13 protein-coding genes are annotated in these 18,134 nt (G+C 72.7%); 3 read left to right on the top strand and 10 right to left on the bottom strand.

The window, feature by feature from the left end; all coding sequences use genetic code 11:
* Window positions 1-115: 115 nt before the first annotated feature.
* From pruA to LO772_RS21865, 3 genes are all read right to left on the bottom strand, one after another.
* On the bottom strand, window positions 116-1,810 hold the full coding sequence (pruA, locus tag LO772_RS21875) for an L-glutamate gamma-semialdehyde dehydrogenase (protein ID WP_231773729.1): 1,695 nt from the start codon (window positions 1,808-1,810) through the stop codon (window positions 116-118).
* A gap of 70 nt (window positions 1,811-1,880) precedes the next feature.
* Entirely contained in the window at window positions 1,881-2,534 is a 654-nt protein-coding gene (locus LO772_RS21870; RefSeq protein ID WP_231773728.1) for an HAD family hydrolase, read from the bottom strand.
* An 88-nt stretch (window positions 2,535-2,622) separates the two neighbouring features.
* A complete protein-coding gene (locus LO772_RS21865) occupies window positions 2,623-3,129 on the bottom strand; it encodes a DUF6912 family protein (RefSeq protein WP_231773727.1) in 507 nt (168 codons plus the stop codon).
* A gap of 344 nt (window positions 3,130-3,473) precedes the next feature.
* Between LO772_RS21865 and LO772_RS21860 the strand changes: the two genes are divergently transcribed.
* Complete coding sequence (locus tag LO772_RS21860; protein ID WP_231773726.1) at window positions 3,474-4,454, top strand: Rv3235 family protein; 981 nt, start codon at window positions 3,474-3,476, stop codon at window positions 4,452-4,454.
* A gap of 329 nt (window positions 4,455-4,783) precedes the next feature.
* On the opposite strand, the gene secA is transcribed toward LO772_RS21860, so the two are convergent.
* Complete coding sequence (secA, locus tag LO772_RS21855) at window positions 4,784-7,561, bottom strand: preprotein translocase subunit SecA (protein WP_231773725.1); 2,778 nt, start codon at window positions 7,559-7,561, stop codon at window positions 4,784-4,786.
* Between the two features lie 138 nt (window positions 7,562-7,699).
* Here secA and LO772_RS21850 point away from each other — a divergent pair, with 138 nt between their 5' ends.
* Window positions 7,700-8,260, top strand: a complete 561-nt coding sequence (locus LO772_RS21850; protein WP_231773724.1) for a GNAT family N-acetyltransferase — start codon at window positions 7,700-7,702, stop codon at window positions 8,258-8,260.
* 88 nt (window positions 8,261-8,348) lie between these two features.
* The gene (locus LO772_RS21845; protein ID WP_231773723.1) at window positions 8,349-9,608 is read left to right on the top strand and encodes a winged helix-turn-helix domain-containing protein; all 1,260 of its coding nucleotides are present in this window, start codon (window positions 8,349-8,351) and stop codon (window positions 9,606-9,608) included.
* A 96-nt stretch (window positions 9,609-9,704) separates the two neighbouring features.
* On the opposite strand, the gene LO772_RS21840 is transcribed toward LO772_RS21845, so the two are convergent.
* From LO772_RS21840 to mtnA, 6 genes are all read right to left on the bottom strand, one after another.
* A complete protein-coding gene (locus LO772_RS21840; RefSeq protein ID WP_231773722.1) occupies window positions 9,705-10,403 on the bottom strand; it encodes a response regulator in 699 nt (232 codons plus the stop codon).
* Window positions 10,404-10,660: 257 nt separating this feature from the next.
* The gene (hpf, locus tag LO772_RS21835) at window positions 10,661-11,332 is read right to left on the bottom strand and encodes a ribosome hibernation-promoting factor, HPF/YfiA family (RefSeq protein ID WP_231773721.1); all 672 of its coding nucleotides are present in this window, start codon (window positions 11,330-11,332) and stop codon (window positions 10,661-10,663) included.
* Between the two features lie 1,034 nt (window positions 11,333-12,366).
* Entirely contained in the window at window positions 12,367-14,199 is a 1,833-nt protein-coding gene (locus tag LO772_RS21830) for an LpqB family beta-propeller domain-containing protein (protein WP_231773720.1), read from the bottom strand.
* Complete coding sequence (gene mtrB, locus LO772_RS21825) at window positions 14,199-16,070, bottom strand: MtrAB system histidine kinase MtrB (protein ID WP_231779666.1); 1,872 nt, start codon at window positions 16,068-16,070, stop codon at window positions 14,199-14,201. Before mtrB ends, LO772_RS21830 begins: the two co-directional genes overlap by 1 nt.
* 193 nt (window positions 16,071-16,263) lie before the next feature.
* Entirely contained in the window at window positions 16,264-16,950 is a 687-nt protein-coding gene (gene mtrA / locus LO772_RS21820; protein WP_231773719.1) for an MtrAB system response regulator MtrA, read from the bottom strand.
* The gene (gene mtnA / locus LO772_RS21815) at window positions 16,947-18,056 is read right to left on the bottom strand and encodes an S-methyl-5-thioribose-1-phosphate isomerase (RefSeq protein ID WP_231773718.1); all 1,110 of its coding nucleotides are present in this window, start codon (window positions 18,054-18,056) and stop codon (window positions 16,947-16,949) included. The genes mtrA and mtnA overlap by 4 nt, the downstream gene beginning before the upstream one ends.
* Window positions 18,057-18,134 lie beyond the last annotated feature (78 nt).

Here is an 18,134-nt window from a genome sequence, read left to right as displayed (position 1 = left end):
CGGACGCAGGCTGTCAGGAAATCCCCGGAACGCTACGACAACGCGTCAAGTGGACATCCGGTTGTCCGGCGCGGAATGCCGGGAACGCCGCTATATCGCACGGCCGGACGGCCCGTCAGGGCCTGCCCCGGAACGCGTCCTTGACGTCGTCGGCGAACCGGGAGACCTGTCCGGCCAGATCGCGCTCCATATGCGGATAGCGGTGGTCGGTGGCCGGGACGAACGTCTCCTTGACGATCCGGGTGCTCGTCCAGCGCATGAGGTTCTGCGGCGAACCGGCCTTGTCGTTGGTGCCGGAGGCGCGGCTGCCGCCGAAGGGCTGCTGGCCGACGACGGCGCCGGTGGGCTTGTCGTTGAGGTAGAGGTTGCCGGCGGCGAAGCGCAGCACCTCGGTGGCGTGCGCGAGGGCCGCGCGGTCGCGGGCGATCACCGATCCGGTCAGCGCGTACGGAGCGACCGACTCCATCTGCCGCAGCATCGGCTCCCACGCGGCGTCGTCGTAGACGTGGACGGCGAGGATCGGCCCGAAGTACTCGGTGGTGAAGACCTCGTCGGTCGGATCGTCGCAGACCAGCACCGTGGGCCGGACGAAGTAGCCGGTCTCGGCGTCGCAGGTGCCGCCCGCGGCCACCTCGATGCCGTCGGTCGCGTGCGCGCGGTCGATCGCGGCCTTGTTCTTGGCGTACGCGCGCTCGTCGATCAGCGCGCCCATGAAGTTCGCGAGGTCGGTCACGTCGCCGACGGCCAACGACTCGACCTCGGCGACCAGTTCGTCGCGGAAGCCGCCGTCCCACAGCGACCTCGGCAGGTAGGCGCGCGACGCGGCACTGCACTTCTGGCCCTGGTACTCGAACGCGCCGCGTACCAGCGCGGTCTTCAGCACCGCGGGGTCGGCCGACGCGTGGGCGACGACGAAGTCCTTGCCGCCGGTCTCCCCCACGATCCGCGGATACGCCCGGTACCGGGCGATGTTGGCACCGATCGTCGACCACAGGCGGTGGAACGTCCCCGGTGACCCGGTGAAGTGCAGGCCCGCGAAATCCGGGTCGGCCAGGACGACTTCCGACACCGCGGCGCCGTCCCCCGCGAGCATGTTCACGACGCCGGGGGGAAGGCCGGCCTCCTCCAGCAGGCGCATGATCTGCCACGCCGCCGCCATCTGCGTGGGCGCCGGCTTCCACACGACGGTGTTGCCCATCAGGGCGGGCGCGGTGGGCAGGTTGCCCGCGATCGCACTGAAGTTGAACGGGGTGACCGCGTAGACGAATCCGTCCAGCGGCCGGTGGTCCGCCCGGTTCCACACGCCCGGCGAACTGCCCGGCTGGTCGGCCAGAATGCGCCGCGCGAAAGCGACGTTGAACCGCCAGAAGTCGACCAGCTCGCAGGGCGCGTCGATCTCCGCCTGCTGCGCGGTCTTGGACTGCCCGAGCATCGTCGCCGCCGCGACGCGCTCGCGCCACGGCCCGGCGAGCAGGTCGGCCGCGCGCAGGAACACCGCGGCCCGGTCGTCGAAATCCATCGCCCGCCAGTCCGGGGCCGCCGCCTTGGCCGCGTCCGCCGCGCGCCGCGCGTCCTCCTGCGTCGCGGACGCGAACACCCCCAGCAGGGCGCGGTGGCGATGCGGCTGCACGACGTCCACGCGCAGACCGCCGCCCCACGACTGCTCGCCGCCGATGGTCTGCCGCATCTCGACGGGCTCGGACTCCTGGCGGCGCAGTTCCGCCTCCAGCCGGGCGCGCTCCGGGCTTCCGGGCGCGTAGGTGTGCACCGGCTCGTTGACCGGCTCGGGAACATTCGTGACAGCATCCATGCCCCCGGGTTGCCCGGTTTGCCGAGTTATGACGCACTCCGTACGGGAACGCGGCGGCGTTCGGGTGGCGTCAGCGCTCGGCCAGCGCCACGGCCTCCGCGAGCGTGTCGACGACGGGGACGCCCGCCTGCTCCAGACTCGCGCGCGAGTGCGAACCGCCCGTGTACAGCACCGCCGAGGCCCCGACCTCGCGTGCGGCGTGGGCGTCGTCCGCGGCGTCGCCGATCAGCACGATCGTCGACGGGTCGGCGTCGAGCGCGGCCAGGTGCCGGGCGAGGTGTTCGGCCTTGCCGCCGCCCGGCGGCCCGACCCGGCCGTCGACGCGCAGGAAGAAGTCGTCGATCGCGAAGCGGCGTACGAACGGCAGGAGGACGTCGTGGTCGGTCAGCGACAGCAGCGACTGCGTGCGACCGGCGCGCTGCCACGCGCCGAGCAGCCCGTCGGCGCCGGGGGTGAGCGCGCACGCCGCCGCGTGCCGTGCGTACGACTCCTGGAACATCGCGTCGAGGACGGCCCATTCGTCGGGGCCCGGCACCCGGCCGGTGACCTTCTCGTAGAACTTGGGCACGGGGACGCAGTACAGCTCGCGGTAGCGCTCCAGCGTGATGGGCGGGATGCCGCAGGCCGCGAAGGAGTCGTTGGTGGCCGAGATGACCGCGTCGATGTCGTGGAAGAGCGTGCTGTTCCAGTCCCACACGATGTGCCGGACGCGCGACGTACTCATCCAGGCATTGTGCCCGGTTCGCGCCGCACTTGCGCCGGTGTCTCACGGCCGATGACCGCCCGGGCGAGCACAGTGGGATTCTGTCTGATCACGCGGAGTCGACCGCGGCCACGAGACCCGGCAGTTCCTGGGTCGCGAACCACAGCAGTTCGTGTTCCTCGACCGCCTCGACCAGCGCCTCGGCGGCCTCGTCGCCCGCGTCGGCCGCGTCGAGCACGCCGAGGGCGGCCCGTACGGCGTCCTCGGCCTCCGCCGCGTCCAGGTGGACGGCCGCGACGCGCTTGAGGGGGATCGTGCCGCCGACCGACACCGCTCCGGGGCCGAGCCCCGCGTCCTCACGGACGATCGTGTCGGGGACCTCGGCGACCAGGACCACGCGGCGCGGGGGCCCCTCGGACGCGCCGGCGATCAGCGCGAGCGATGCCCGACCGGCCAACACCGTTGCGGCGTACTCCAGTTCCTCGTCGTTGTCGGTGCCGCACCAGACCCGCAGGCCGGCGGTCACGGCCCACGCCCCCACGGGTGCCGGGCCGACGCCGTTCTCCCGCTGCACTCCGGCCAGCGCGGTCGGCGTCGAGGGGATGTACACGCGCATCTGGGCTCCTGGAGGTGGGGCGGTCCGGGCGGCGCCCGTACGTATGAATCCGACGGTGAATCGGCCGGACCCACCGCAGTGCATCGTACGAGGTCAGCCCGCGCCCACCGGTCGGGTCCGGTCGGAGGATTCCATGGGTTCGATCGTTTTTGTCCCGGCGTACGCCCGCGCGCGGGAAGCCGATGGCGCACTCCGAAACCCCAACTCGCTGTTTTGACTCGGCTCCCGCGCGCGAGGTAGCAAATGCCCCATAGCGGCGGCCCCGGGGGGTGGCCGCGCGACGGGGGAATCGCCGCCGCCCGCTCCCCGGCCCGACCGCGCATTCGGCACAACGGGGAGGACCCATGGTCCAGCACCACACCAAGCCCGCGGGGCAGACGGGCGCCGCCGGCACGCGATCGCGGCGCGCGGCGGCGAACCGCGCCCTACGCGAACCCGCCCACGCGTCGGCGGGCCACCGCACAGCCTCGGGCCCACCGAGGAAGACGACGGACGGCACCACACCCGCGGTCCCGGTCGACGCCCCCGCCGCCCGCCCGCTGCGGCCGACGGCGAACCGCACGGCCGCCGTCGGGTTCGACACCGGCCACCCGGAACCGGCGCCGCGGGCCGTCGCGGCACCGCGCGGCACGCGCAACCCCGCCGTCGGACGCGACGGCGGGGCGGCTCGCGGCAATCCGGGCGGCGCAGGCACCGACGTGGGGGCGGGGGCGATCCCCGCGACCGTCCCGCGACTCGAAATCGTCCGGACGCCCGCGGGGATCGCCGCGCTCACCGGCGGCATCGAGGAGATCGTCCCGGGCGCGCCCCTGCCCCCGCTGCGCGTCCTGCGCGTTCCCCGGTGCGAACCCGACGACGAACCGGAGTACGTGCCGGCCGGCGCCGCCGTCATCCCGTTCCCCGTACACCCGCCGGAGCCCGAGCGGCCGTTCCTGCGGCTGGTGGGTGCGCCCGCCCGCGCCACACCGCACGAACCCGACCCCGCCGAGGCGCGACGCCAAGTGCACCGGTTCGCCGTCGCCCTCGCCGAAGTCCTGTCCGGGGCACGCGCCCTGCGCCAGCTCAGCGACCGCGTCACCCCCGAGGTCCGCGAACGCGTCGCCCGCCTGCGCCGGGACCTCGGCGCACGCCGGGTCGCGGGAGTGTCCCTCGTGGCCTCCAACGCCACCGCACCGACCGACAACACCGCGGAGGGCTTCCTCCGCCTCCGCCTGACGGGCCCCGACCGCTTCCAGGCCGTCGCCGTACGCCTCGACCGCCGAACCCCGCGAACCCGCCCCAACCGCCCGCCCATCTGGGTCTGCACGGCCCTCCACCACCGCTGAACGCACCGACGGGCGAGCGGCGAACCCACCCGCCCGCCTGAAGGCGGCAAGGCGGCCCTCACGCGCCTGGCGCGGCGGAGAACACGCCCGATGCGGCGGCACCGCAGCCGCCTCGCCTTCGCGGGCGCCGAGCGGACCCGGGCCGTGTTCCGCGGATCGCGGATCGCGGATCGCGGTAGCAAGACGTCCCCCGGGGCCATGACGGCCCCGGCGGAGCGGCAGCCGTACCGAGATCCCACAAGACACGGCCCGGCCCGCACACAAAACGCCTCCGGGCCCGCCCACACCGTGGTGTGGCGGGCCCGGAGGCGTCCGGCGGATCGCGCCGGTCAGCGCTTCTTCTTGCGGGCGGCCCGCTGGGCACGGCGGCGCTCCGCGCGGGTGCTGCCCTGCTGCACGGGGATCGCGTCCTCGTCGACGTCTTCCTCGGTCGTCACCACGCCGCCGTCGCCGTCGACCGTCGGGGCGCTGTACGACAGGTGGCTCGGCCGCTGCGGCGCCTCCAGGCCCTTCGCCTGGATCTGCGGCATCGCCTGGGCCTTGTCGATCGAGATGGCCGGGGCGGCGGCGGGGGCCTCGGGGACCTGCTCGATCTGGACCTCGACGTTGAAGAGGTAGCCGACCGACTCCTCCTTGATGCCCTCCATCATGGCGTTGAACATGTCGAAGCCCTCGCGCTGGTACTCGACCAGCGGGTCGCGCTGCGCCATCGCCCGCAGGCCGATGCCCTCCTGGAGGTAGTCCATCTCGTACAGGTGCTCGCGCCAGCGGCGGTCCAGCACCGACAGGACGACGCGGCGCTCGAGCTCGCGCATGACCTCGGCGCCCAGCTTCTCCTCGCGCTCGTCGTACGACGCCTGCGCGTCGGCCTGGAGCTGCTCCGTGAGGAAGTCGGCGTCGAGCCCGGCGCGGTCGCCGACCTCCTCTTCAAGCTCTTCGATGTCGATGCTCACCGGGTAGAGCTGCTTGAGGTTCGTCCACAGCTTCTCGAGGTCCCACTCCTCGGCGAAGCCCTCGGTGGCGCCCGTGACGTACGCGTCGATCGTGTCGTCGATGAAGTGCCGCACCTGCTCGTGCAGGTCCTCGCCGTCGAGCACGCGGCGGCGCTCGCCGTAGATGACCTCGCGCTGCCGGTTCAGGACCTCGTCGTATTTGAGGACGTTCTTGCGGATCTCGAAGTTCTGCTGCTCGACCTGGGTCTGCGCGGACTTGATGGCGTTGGACACCATCTTCGACTCGATCGGCACGTCCTCGGGGATGTTGGCCATCGTCAGCACTCGCTCGACGATGTTGGCCTTGAACAGGCGCATCAGGTCGTCGCCGAGGGACAGGTAGAACCGCGACTCGCCGGGGTCGCCCTGACGGCCGGACCGGCCGCGGAGCTGGTTGTCGATGCGGCGCGACTCGTGGCGCTCGGTGCCCAACACATACAGGCCGCCGAGCTCGGTGACCTCCTCGTGCTCGACCTTGACGGCCTTCTTGGCCTTGGCGAGCGCGTCCGGCCACGCCTGCTCGTACTCGTCCGGCGTCTCGGCCGGGGTCAGGCCGCGCTGGGCCAGCTCGGCCGAGGCCAGGTGGTCGGGGTTGCCGCCGAGCATGATGTCGGTGCCGCGGCCCGCCATGTTGGTCGCGACGGTGACGGCGCCCTTGCGGCCCCCCTGCGCGACGATCTCCGCCTCGCGCTCGTGGTGCTTCGCGTTGAGGACCTCGTGCGGGACGCCGCGCTTGCGCAGCTGGTTGGAGAGGTACTCCGACTTCTCCACGCTCGTGGTGCCGACCAGGACCGGCTGGCCCTTCTCGTGCTTCTCGACGATGTCGTCGACGACCGCGGCGAACTTCGCCTCCTCGGTCTTGTAGACGAGGTCGGACTGGTCCACGCGCTGCACGCTGCGGTGCGTCGGGATCGGCACGACGCCGAGCTTGTAGATCTGGTGGAACTCGGCGGCCTCGGTCATGGCCGTACCGGTCATGCCGCCCAGCTTGTCGTAGAGGCGGAAGAAGTTCTGCAGGGTGATCGTCGCGAGCGTCTGGTTCTCGTCCTTGATGTCCACCCCTTCCTTCGCCTCGATCGCCTGGTGCATGCCCTCGTTGTAGCGGCGGCCCGCGAGGATGCGGCCGGTGTGCTCGTCGACGATCAGGACCTCGCCGTCAACGACGACGTACTCCTTGTCGCGCTTGTACAGCTCCTTGGCCTTGATCGCGTTGTTGAGGTAGCCGACCAGCGGCGTGTTGACCGCCTCGTAGAGGTTGTCGATGCCCAGGTAGTCCTCGACGCGCGCGACACCGGCCTCCAGGATGCCGACCGTGCGCTTCTTCTCGTCGACCTCGTAGTCGCCGTCGGGCGTCGACCCGTCGGTGGTCGGCTCCGCGCGGCGCAGACGCGTCACGAGCTTGGCGAAGTCGGCGTACCACTTGGTGGCCTGGTCGGCCGGACCGGAGATGATCAGCGGCGTACGCGCCTCGTCGATGAGGATCGAGTCGACCTCGTCGACGACCGCGAAGAAGTGGCCGCGCTGGACCAGCTCGTCCTGGCTCCACGCCATGTTGTCGCGCAGGTAGTCGAAGCCGAACTCGTTGTTGGTGCCGTACGTGATGTCGCAGTTGTAGGCCTTGCGGCGCTCGTGCGGCGGCATGTTCGCGAGGATGCAGCCGACCTCCAGGCCGAGGAAGCGGTGCACCCGGCCCATCCACTCCGAGTCGCGCTCGGCGAGGTAGTCGTTGACCGTGACGACGTGCACGCCCTTGCCGGCGAGGGCGTTGAGGTACGCCGGCAGCGTCGACACCAGCGTCTTGCCCTCACCGGTGCGCATCTCGGCGATGTTGCCCAGGTGCAGCGCGGCGCCGCCCATGAGCTGGACCTTGTAGTGGCGCTGGCCGAGTGTGCGGCGCGCGGCCTCGCGGACCGTCGCGAAGGCCTCGGGGAGCAGGTCGTCGAGCGATTCACCCTCGGCGTACCGCTCCTTGTACTCGTCGGTCAGCGCGCGCAGCTCGGCGTCCGAGAGGTTCGTGAAGTCCTCTTCGATCGAGTCGACCTGATCCGCGATGCGGTTGAGCTTGCGCAGGATCTTGCCCTCGCCGGCGCGCAGGACCTTGTCGAAGATGGACACGCTGTGTGAGTCTCCTTGCCGAGCGGCGCCCGCCTCGCCTCCGCGTGACGGCACGGCGGGGCCCGCCCACCGATGGAGCCATGGTATGCGAGGACGCAAGCCGCCGGGAGGCACGCGCACCCAGGCACAATGTGGGCCATGGAACCCGTGGAGATCGCCGCCGGCAAGTACCAGCTCCGCCCGTGGAGCCTCGGGGACATCGAGGCCGCCCGGGTCGCGCTCGGCGATCCCGACATCCGGCGCTGGCGGGCGCCGAGCCCGCCCGGCGACGACACCCGCGGCGATCCGCACGAGTGGCTGCGCAGACGCGTCGGGTTCTGGGCCGAGGGCCGCCACGCCTGCTTCCTCGTGATGGACGCGGTGACCGGGGACGTTCTCGGCGACGTGAGCGTGCAGCACATCGACACCACGCAGGCCTGCGCGGAGGTCGGCTACTGGGTGATGCCGCACGCGCGCGGCGCGGGGATCGCGACGCACGCGGTGGGCACCGCGACGCGGTGGGCCTTCGGCGCGCTGGGGCTGCACCGGATCTCGCTGACCCACGCGGTGGCCAACACGGCGTCGTGCGCGGTCGCCCGGCGCTGCGGATTTGCACTCGAAGGCGTGATGCGCGAGGCCTTCCCGAGCGGCGACGGCGTATTCCTGGACGAACACCTCCACGCCCGGCTCGCCACCGACCCGCCCGTCCCGGCACGCTAGCCGTGCTCCCGTCGGCGGCTGCTTCGGGCCGCGACGCGCCGCACCAAGACCCACCCTTCCTGCGAACAAGTGTTCTATTGTGCCCTCTGTGCCTTCCCTGACCCCGCCCCCGCCCGTCCACACCCTCACCGCCGACGACGCGCGCCGCATCGTCCTGCGCGCCCAGGGCGTCCTGGGCGCGCAGGAGCGGCGGTCCGGCGTGTACGGCGTGCTCGGCCGCCTCGGCGCCGTCCAACTGGACACCATCTCGACACTCGCGCGATCCCACGAACTCGTGCCGTACGCGCGCCTCGGCGCGGTCGGCCGGGCCGCGGTCGAGCGGGCGTACTGGGCGAACGGCGTCGCCTTCGAGTACTGGTCGCACGCCGCGTGCGTGCTGCCGATGTCGTCCTGGCCGCACTTCGCGTTCCGCAGGCGCCGGTACCGCGACCGAGGGCACCTGTGGGGGCACCAGGTGTCGGCCGAGGCCTACCGCGCCGTGGTCGACCGGCTCCGTGCGGAGGGCCCGCTGACCGCGACCGAGCTGGGCGGCGCGAAGAACAAGGGCGAGTGGTGGGACTGGAGCGACACCAAGATCGCCGTCGAACGGGCGCTGGCCTTCGGTGACGTGGTGTGCGTTCGGCGCACCGGCTGGAAGCGCGTCTACGACCTGGCCGAACGCGCCGTCCCCGGGGACCTGTTCGCGCGTGACCCCGACGACGCGGACTGCGTCCGCGAGCTGGTCGACCTCGCCGGGCGGCAGCTCGGCGTCGCCACCACCGCCGATCTGATGGACCAGTACCGCCTCACCCGCGCCCAGGTCGAGACCGCGCTGCCGCACACGCCGCTGGTGCCGGTCGCGGTGGAGGGCTGGGCCGACGCCCACGGACGCCGGACGGCTGCCGGGCCCCGGCGCGCGGCCTCACACGGCAGCCCGCCGGTCGCGGCGTGGGCACACCCGGCCGCACTGGCCTCGGCGCCCAAGGGCCGCCACCGCACCACGCTGCTGTCGCCGTTCGACTCCCTGGTGTGGGACCGGCCGCGCACCGCGCGGGTGTTCGGCTTCACGCACCGCCTTGAGGCGTACGTCCCCAAGGCCAAGCGCGAGCACGGCTACTTCGTCATGCCGCTCCTCGCGGGCGGACGCCTGCTCGGCCGCGTCGACCCGGCCCGCGAGGGCCGCACGCTGGTCGCCCGGCAGCTGTCGTTCGAGGTCGCGCCCGGCTCGGCGCGCGTCGCGGACAAAACCCTCGCGGCGATGGCCGACGCCCTGCGCGAGGCGGCGACGTGGGTGGGCTGCGACAGCGTGCGGCTGGAGAAGGTCACCCCCGAGCCGGCCCGGATCCCGCTGGCCGCGCTGCTCGCCTGAGCGCTCCCGGGGGCTCGGCGCCCCGGCCGCCCCGCGCCCGGCTGCCGACTCACGCGCACCGACCCGCCGCGGCCGGCTCCCGCGGGCCGCGGCGGGTCAGTGGATCTCGAGGATCTTCTCGCGCACCGCGTAGACGACCGCCTCCATCCGGGAGTGCAGCTGCAGCTTCTCCAGGATGTTGCGGACGTGGTTCTTCACGGTGTTCTCGCTGATGAACAGGATCTTCGCTATGTCGCGGTTGTTCTTTCCCGTCGCGACGAGCCGCAGGACCTCGATCTCCCGGTCCGTCAGGCGCGGCGCGGGCACGAGGCGGCGCTCGTCGTCGCGCTGGATCATCGACTTGAACTCGGTGAGCAGCTTGGCCGCCATCGACGGGCTGATCTGCGACTGGCCGTCGGCGACCGCGCGGATCGCCGTGGCGACCTCGTCGGTCGATATCTCCTTGAGGAGATAGCCGGTCGCGCCGGCCTTGATGGCGTCATAGAGGTCGGCCTCGTCGTCGCTCATCGTCAGCATGATGATGCGCGCGCTCGGGGCGACCTCCTTGATCGCCGTGCACGCCTCGATGCCGCCGCGCCGGGGCATGCGGACGTCCAGCAGCACGATGTCGGGCAGCAGATCCTGGGCCGCCTCGACCGCCTCCGCGCCGTCGCCGGCCTCGCCGACGACCTCGATGTCCGGTTCCGCGGCGAGGACGATCTCCAGGCCGCGCCGGAACAGCGCGTGGTCGTCCACCACGAGGACTCTGATCGGCTCGTCCCGCGGCGGGCCCTGCGGCCCGGGTTGCGCGGGCACCTGGCGTCCTCCCACCGTCTACTCCCCCTCGGGTAGGCCCGGTGCCGGCAAGCGCTTCCAGGGCGACCCGTCGGCACGCTGCGTATCCGGACCAGCATTTCACGTCATGGGCGCCGCCCGTCCACCCCTCGCGGCCATTCGCCGGTTCCGGCGCGGACTCGGCCGGAATCCCCCGGGCGGGCCGACCCGTCCCCGCGACCGCCGTGCGGCCCGCCGCCTCGCGTCGTACGAGGCGGCGGGCCGCACGTGTCACTCGGTCATGTCTCGGTCGTGCCCCACGCGGTGTCCGCGCCTTCGGGGCTGAGGTGGATGACGCCGTAGTCGTAGCCGCGGCGCCGGTAGACGACGCTGGGCAGTACGGAGTCCTTGTCCACGAACAGGTAGAAATCGTGCCCGACGAGCTCCATCTCGTAGAGCGCCTGGTCGAGGGTCATCGGCGGCGCGGTGTGCACCTTCTCGCGAACCACGAGGGGCCCGTCGCCGTCGACCTGGATCGATCCCTCCATGCGCTTGGCCGGTGCCTCGGCCAGCTCCTCGGCGGTGGCGACATCGGCCCCGCCGAGCCGCGCGCTGCCGTTCAGCTCCGTGGTCACCGCCCCGACGGACTTGGGGGCGTGGTGTCCGCGATGGATGCGGCGGCGGTCGGCTGCCTTGCGCAGCTGCGCCTCCAGCTTCGACATCGCGAGGTCGAGCGCGGCGTACGGGTCGGTCGCCGCCGCCTCGGCCCGGACGACCGGGCCCTTGCTCCGCAGCGTGATCTCCACGCGATCCGAGCGATCCGCGAGGCGCGGGTTGCGTTCCTTCGACACCTCAAGGTCGACGCTGATCACCCTGCCGTCGAGCTTGCGGATCTTCTCCAGCTTTTCGACGCTGTGTTTGCGGAACCGCTCGGGCACATCCGTCTTGCGGCCCTTGACGACAATGTCCACGCAGAACTCCATCCCTTGCGCCTTGCCGGTGGGTTGTCCACCCGCCCGGCCGAGCTGGTCGTCCACCTCGTGCCCGAAGCGCGGACCCGAATGGGGATGGGATCGGGTTCCGGTCTTCCGATCCCCGTCCCGAGCGGCGTTCGGTCGCGGCCACCACGGCCGCCCCGCTCACCCTCCCGCCTGCGGAGACGACCGCACGGGCCGCTTCCGCGAGACTCGCTCCGGTGGTCACGAGATCGTCGACGATCACCACAGTAATGCCCTCACCAAGGGGAGCCAACCAGCTGAGAACCCGGAAAGCACCGGTGACGTTCACCATGCGTTCGCCCGCGGTCAACCCGGATTGATCGGCCACCGGCCGGGCATGACCAAGAGCTTTGAGCGCACGGACCGGAACCCCTTGACGCCGCAGTTCGGCCGCGGCACGCAGGGTGAGCGCCCACATCGCGTCACGGCCGCGCGCTCGCACCGTCCGGCGGGAGGAGGGCACCGGGACCAGGACGGGCGGGCGGCCCGCGCCGGCGGGCCCGGCGCACCGGGCGGTCACCGCACGCACCGAGGCGGCGAGCGCGACCGCGAGCGGGCCGGTCACCGCCCGCGCGCCGTGCTCCTTGTGGGCGATCAGCAGGGGCCGGACCGGGTCGTCGTACGGGGCCGCCGCGAAGACCGGCGGGAGCCCGGGCGGCGGCGGGTCGGGGTCCACCCGCCGCGGCGTCCGGCGCAGGTGCGCCCGGCAGGCCGCGCAGACGCCCGCCCCCGGCGTACCGCAGCCCGCGCAGCGGCTCGACAGCACGAGGTCGGCCCACGTGCCGGCGAGCCGGCGCAGGTGACGGGCCGGGCGTCGGCGGGCGGGCCCGGGGTCGGGCGGAGTGTCGTGCCGCATGGGTCCACCGTGCGGGAGGTCCGGGCCCGCGCGCCGGGATTCGCACCGAATCGGGTGGGATTCAAGCCGATCGTGTCATGGGCCGCCGACGGAACCGAACATGCGTTCGCGTGCGGGGTGTCGGGGCGCCGAGGCTCCGAGCCCGCCCGCGTCAGCCCGGATAGACGGGGAAGCTCCCCTGCACCAACTGCTTCCAGGTGTCCCCCGGCATCAGCCAGTAGATCTGGCCGCCGTCGCCGTCCGCGAGCAGGGGTTCGTCGGCCTTGTTCGGTGCCGCGATGTGGCTGATGCCGGGCACGGTCGCGACCGGCACGACGTTGCTGCCGTCGATGTTGACCAATTGCGGCTGCAACGCGCCCTCTTCCTGGCGGCCCAGCACCAGGAGCCGGGAGGCGCCGTTCCAGGACAGCGACTTGGCCTCGGACAGGTTGAGCATGACGGGCCGGACGTCGCTGATGACGACCTCGCCGGCCTGGCTGTCGTCGACGTCCCGCGCCACGCGGCCGATGACCACCCGCACGTCGTCCGGCCCCGGGCCGGCGACCAGCATCGCCGCGCGCGTACCGTCCGGGGAGATCCGGAAGTCGGTGATCCTCCCGCCGCCCAGGCCGCTCACTTTGGCGGTGATCTTGGTGGGGGTGTCGAGCCACACGATCGTGCCGGTCTGCGATCCGGGGCTGCCGGGATTGCCGACCTCCAGCGCCCACAGACCGCCTCGGCCGTCCCAGGTCAGACCGGTGAAGTGGTGCCCGGGATCGGCCGTCGCGCGTTTGTCGGGGTCCGCGGTGCTGTCGAGGCCGCCGACGTACACGTTGGCCTCGCTCTGGTCGGTGGCCGCGATGCGGCGGCGTTCGCGGTCGACCGCGAACGCGTTCACCGGCAGCGATCCGTCGCCGAACCTCCCGGCCACCGGCCCCTCGCCGAGCCCGCCGGGCGCATCGCCGACGGCGAGCCGGTAGACGCTGTTGCTGCTGCGGTAGTACGCGACGAGGTCCGACGGCCCCTGGTGCGTGGGGTCGAACCGCTCGGCCTGGTCCATCCGCACGCCGCACAGCGCCGAGCCGCGGTGCGCGGCCAGGTCGACGGAGTCGACGTTCGAGATCTGGTCGAGCGCGTACGCCACCTGCGCGGCCATCTCCTCGCAGACCGATCGCGGCACCTCCTTGGCCTCGTCGCTGAGCCGGAGGGTGACCTTGCCGCCGTCGTCGATCGTCACCGTGCGGTCGAGCAGCGTCGTACGCGGCGGGAAGCTCGACCGGACGGCCGGGGCGAGCCATTCCGTCGGGCCCTTGAGCAGTTCCTCGACGAGCCGGGTCGCCAGTGCGTCGCGGGTGCGCAGGTAGATCGGGTCGGGGACGAGGATGCGCTCGGCGCCGGGGTCGGGAACCGCGTACCAGTACATGTTCACCGACGTGAAGATGCGCTGGAACTCCGCCAGCGAGAGCACCAGGCCGTTGGGGAGTTCCGCGATGCGCCACTGCCCGTCGTTGTTCTTCCGCAGCACGAACGCCTCGCTGACCGTGGTCGGCGCCGGTGTGAAGACGTTGTCCGTGTCGACGCCCGCGACCTGCGTGCCGCTGACGCGCACCACCGCGGACGGCTCGTCCGCCTGCTGGGGCTGCGCGGTCTCCGCCACGCTGGGGGCGCTTTCGAGGACCTTGATGCCGCCTTTGGGATCCCACGCCGCCGAGGCGTCGGGCGTCAGGTACTTGCGCGCGGTCTGGTAGTCGGCCTCGTCGCTGGTCACCGCCTCCAGGAAGCCCTCGACGACGGATCCGGGCTCCCAGCCGGGCTGCGGCGGCACGCCGAAGACGCGGACCTGCTGCTCGTCCGCGGCGCCGCCCGCGTCGTCGCGCGGGACGTCCCGCACCTTGCCGCTGCTGGGCATCGACGCGCAGGCGGCGGCCAGCGCGAGGGCGACCAGGAGGGCGACGGCGCGCAGCGCCCGGCGCGCGGCGCGGCGGCCTCCGCGATTCCGGCGCATCAGCGGCCACCGCCTTCCTTGGTCGGGTAGGTCTTGTACGACACCGGCCCGAGGTCGTCCGGCGTGTCCCCCGTGCCCGTACCGCGCGTCGTCTTCGGCGCGTCGGCCCCGGGCGCCTTCGGCCCGGACGACGCCCGTCCCGGGCTGCGCCGGTACGGCGTCCCCGCGAGGTCCAGCCCGCGGTTGGCCCGCGAGTCGGGCGGCTCCAGCGGCAGCGGCGCGCGGACCAGCTCACCGCCCGCGACGCGCGGCAGCGTCAGCCGGAACTGCGAGCCCCCGCCCGGCTCGCCCCACGCCTGCAGCCACCCGCCGTGCAGGTGCGCGTCCTCCAACGCGATCGACAGCCCGAGCCCGGTGCCGCCGGTCGTACGCGCCCGCGCGGGGTCGGCCCGCCAGAAACGGTTGAACACCAGCGACGACTCGCCCGGCTTGAGCCCGACCCCGTGGTCACGCACCGTCACCGCGACCGCGTCGTCCCCGACCCCGACGGTGACCACGACATCGTGCCCCTCGCCGTGCTCGACCGCGTTGACCACGAGGTTCCGCAGCACGCGGTCGATGCGCCGGGGATCGGCCTGTGCGACACACGGACGACCCGGCTCGCGCACGACGATGCGCCCGCCGCGGCGTTCGGCCAGCGGCTCCGCGGCCTCGACGACCCGGGTGACCAGGTCGCGCAGGTCGATCGACTCGGCGTCGAGGACCGCGGCCCCGGCGTCGAAGCGGCTGATCTCCAGCAGATCCGAGAGAAGGGCCTCGAAGCGGTCCAACTGCGTCTGCAGCAGCTCCGCCGACCGCCCGACCGCCGGATCGAACCGCTCCCGCGCCTCGTAGAGAAGATCCGCGGCCATCCGCACGGTGGTCAGCGGCGTGCGCAGTTCGTGGGAGACGTCCGAGACGAACCGCCGCTGCATGCGCGACAGGTCCTCCAGCTGGCGGATCTTGTTCTGCAGCGTCGACGCCATCTTGTTGAACGACGACCCGAGCCGCGCGAGGTCGTCCTCACCGGTGGGCCGCATCCGCTCCTCCAGCCGCCCGGCGGCCAGGCGCTCGGCGATGCGCGCCGCCATCCGCACCGGCGTCACCACCTGCCGCGTGACCAGGGCGGCGATGGCCACCAGGAGCAGCACGAGGAAGACCCCGGCGGTCGCGAGCGTGCCGCGGACCAGGCCGAGCGTCTTCTCCTCCGGCGTGAACGGGAAGAAGTAGAACAGCTGGTAGCGGCCCCCGGACGGGTCGGGCAGCTCGGCTCCGACGACCACGCCGGGCGTGCTGCTCTGGCCGCCTCCGGCGCCGTTCGTCTCGCGGACGATCGTGGTGAACTGGTACGCCGCCCCCGACCGGTTGCGGATCTCGGTGCGCAGCTCGCGCGGCACGCTCACGTCGGCGAGCACGTTGCCCGACGAGCGCGGACCGTACCCGGCGGTGTTCATCGGCAGGCCGTCGGCGGTGAGCGGGCTGAGGACCGCGACGTCGTACTGCCCCTTGCCGCCGCTCGCGAGCTGGTCGACGAGCGAGGTCAGCCAGTCCTTGACGTCGGTGCCGCCGGCGGTGCCGGACTGCGGCGTGGACCGCGTGGTCTCGGTGGCGAGCGTCTGGGCCTGCGTCCGGGCGACCTGGAAGCCGCCCCGGGCCTGCGCGGTGGCACCGGCCACCTTGGCGTCGAGCAGGCCGCCCTGCACCTGGCCGACGACGATCACGCCGAGCAGGATCACGACGGCCGCGGAGAGCACCAGCGTGCTGGAGACGACCCGGAACTGGATCGACCGGCGCCACATGGTCACGACCCGGCCGATGCCGCCGCGCACGCGACGCAGGGCGAGTGTCCACACCGACCACCCGCGCCGCACAGGCGACGCCGGACCGCTCATCCCGGCGGAGGCACGCGTCGCCCCGGCGTCCGCGGACGCCGGGGCGGCACGGTCGTCGCGGTCGGCGCCGCGGGCCTCGTCGCGCTCCGAGTCGCGCGCGGAGTCGCGCTCAGATTCCCGGTACGCGCCGAACCGGTCCGGGAACCGTCCCCCGGCCCCTCGGCCCGCTTCGGGACGGCGGTCGTCCACCACGTCAGGCTGGGCCGGCCTTGTAGCCGACGCCGCGCACGGTCACCACGATCTCGGGCCGCTCCGGGTCGCGCTCGATCTTCGACCGCAGCCGCTGCACGTGCACGTTGACCAGCCGCGTATCGGCCGCGTGCCGGTACCCCCACACCTGTTCGAGCAGCACCTCGCGGGTGAACACCTGCCAGGGCTTGCGAGCCAGCGCCACGAGCAGGTCGAACTCCAGCGGGGTGAGCGCGATGTTGCGCCCCTCGCGCTTGACCGAGTGCCCGGCGACGTCGATGACCAGGTCGCCTATCACCAGGTGCTCCGGTGTCGGCTCCTCGGCCCGGCGCAGCCGCGCACGCACGCGGGCGACCAGTTCCTTGGGCTTGAACGGCTTGATCACGTAGTCGTCGGCGCCCGACTCCAGGCCCACGACGACGTCGACCGTGTCGCTCTTCGCGGTGAGCATGACGATCGGCACGCCCGACTCGGCGCGGATCTGCCGGCACACGTCGATGCCGTCCCGCCCGGGCAGCATCAGATCGAGCAGCACCAGATCCGGCTTGACCTCCCGGAACACCTGGAGGGCTTTGTCGCCGTCCGCCACGAACGACGGCTCGAAACCTTCGCCGCGCAGCACGATGCCGAGCATCTCGGACAGCGCGGTGTCGTCGTCGACGATGAGGACACGTCCTTTCATAGACATCATCGTCGCATTACCGGATCGTGACCTGCACTCATCCGAGCAATCGCGATCGCATTCACGGGCGACAAAACGCCAGATTCGGTAACAATCGCTGTGATCAGTTCGGGCGGAGTGACGTCGAACGCCGGGTTGTACGCCCGGCTCCCGACCGGCGCGAGCGGCACACCGGACAATTCGGTGACCTCGCATTCGTCCCGCTGCTCCACGACGATGTCAGCACCGCCGGGCGTCCCCGGGTCCACCGTGCTGAGCGGCGCGACCACGACGAACGGCACACCGTGATGCCGGGCCAGGACGGCCAGCGGGTACGTGCCGACCTTGTTCGCCGTCGCACCGTCCGCGGCGATCCGGTCTGCCCCCACCACCACGAGGTCCACGTCACCGGCCGCGAAGAGCGAGCCCGCCGCGCTGTCCGGCAGCACCGCGTACGGCATGCCCATCCGCGCCGCCTCATAGGCGGTCAGCCGCGCACCCTGCAGGAGCGGACGCGTCTCGTCCACCCACAGCCGCCCCAGCCGCCCGGCCCGGTGCAGATCACGGACCACCGCGAGCGCCGTGCCCACCCCGCCCGACACCAGCGCACCGGTATTGCAGTGCGTCAGCACCCGCAACGGCCGGTCCGGCTCCCCCAGCCCGCTCGCGAACCGCGCCCCGTGCGCGGCCATCGCCTCGCTCGCCCGCGCGTCCTCCTCGTGGACCGCCCGCGCCTCGCGCAGGGTCGCCGCGACGTCGCCGCCGGACGCCTCCCACGCCGCCAGCGCCCGGCGCGCACCCCACGCGAGGTTCACCGCCGTGGGCCGCGCGTGCGCCACCGCCTCGGCGGCGGCCCTCACGTCGTCGCCGCGCGCCGCCGCCAGCGCGACCCCGTACGCCCCGACGACGCCGAGCAGCGGCGCCCCGCGCACCACGAGCCGCCGCACCGCGTCGACCAGCGTCGGCACATCGCTGCAGACCAGCCTCACCTCCTCGGCGGGCAGCCGCGTCTGGTCGAGCAGGACGACCGCGGGACCGTGGCCGTACGCCGTCGGTACGTCGTCGACCCAATACGCCGGGTGCGGCGACCATTCGTCGTCCGGGGAGTCGTTTCCGGGAGAAAGGACGTTGTCCATGACATGAGTCTGCCCGCCCCCGCGTGCCGCCGTATCGCCGGATGCCCCGGCGGTCCGCGGTGCGCTCTCCCCCGGCGC

The organism is Yinghuangia sp. ASG 101, assembly GCF_021165735.1.
GTDB lineage: Bacteria > Actinomycetota > Actinomycetes > Streptomycetales > Streptomycetaceae > Yinghuangia.
This window is presented reverse-complemented; position numbering and strand designations above follow the sequence as displayed.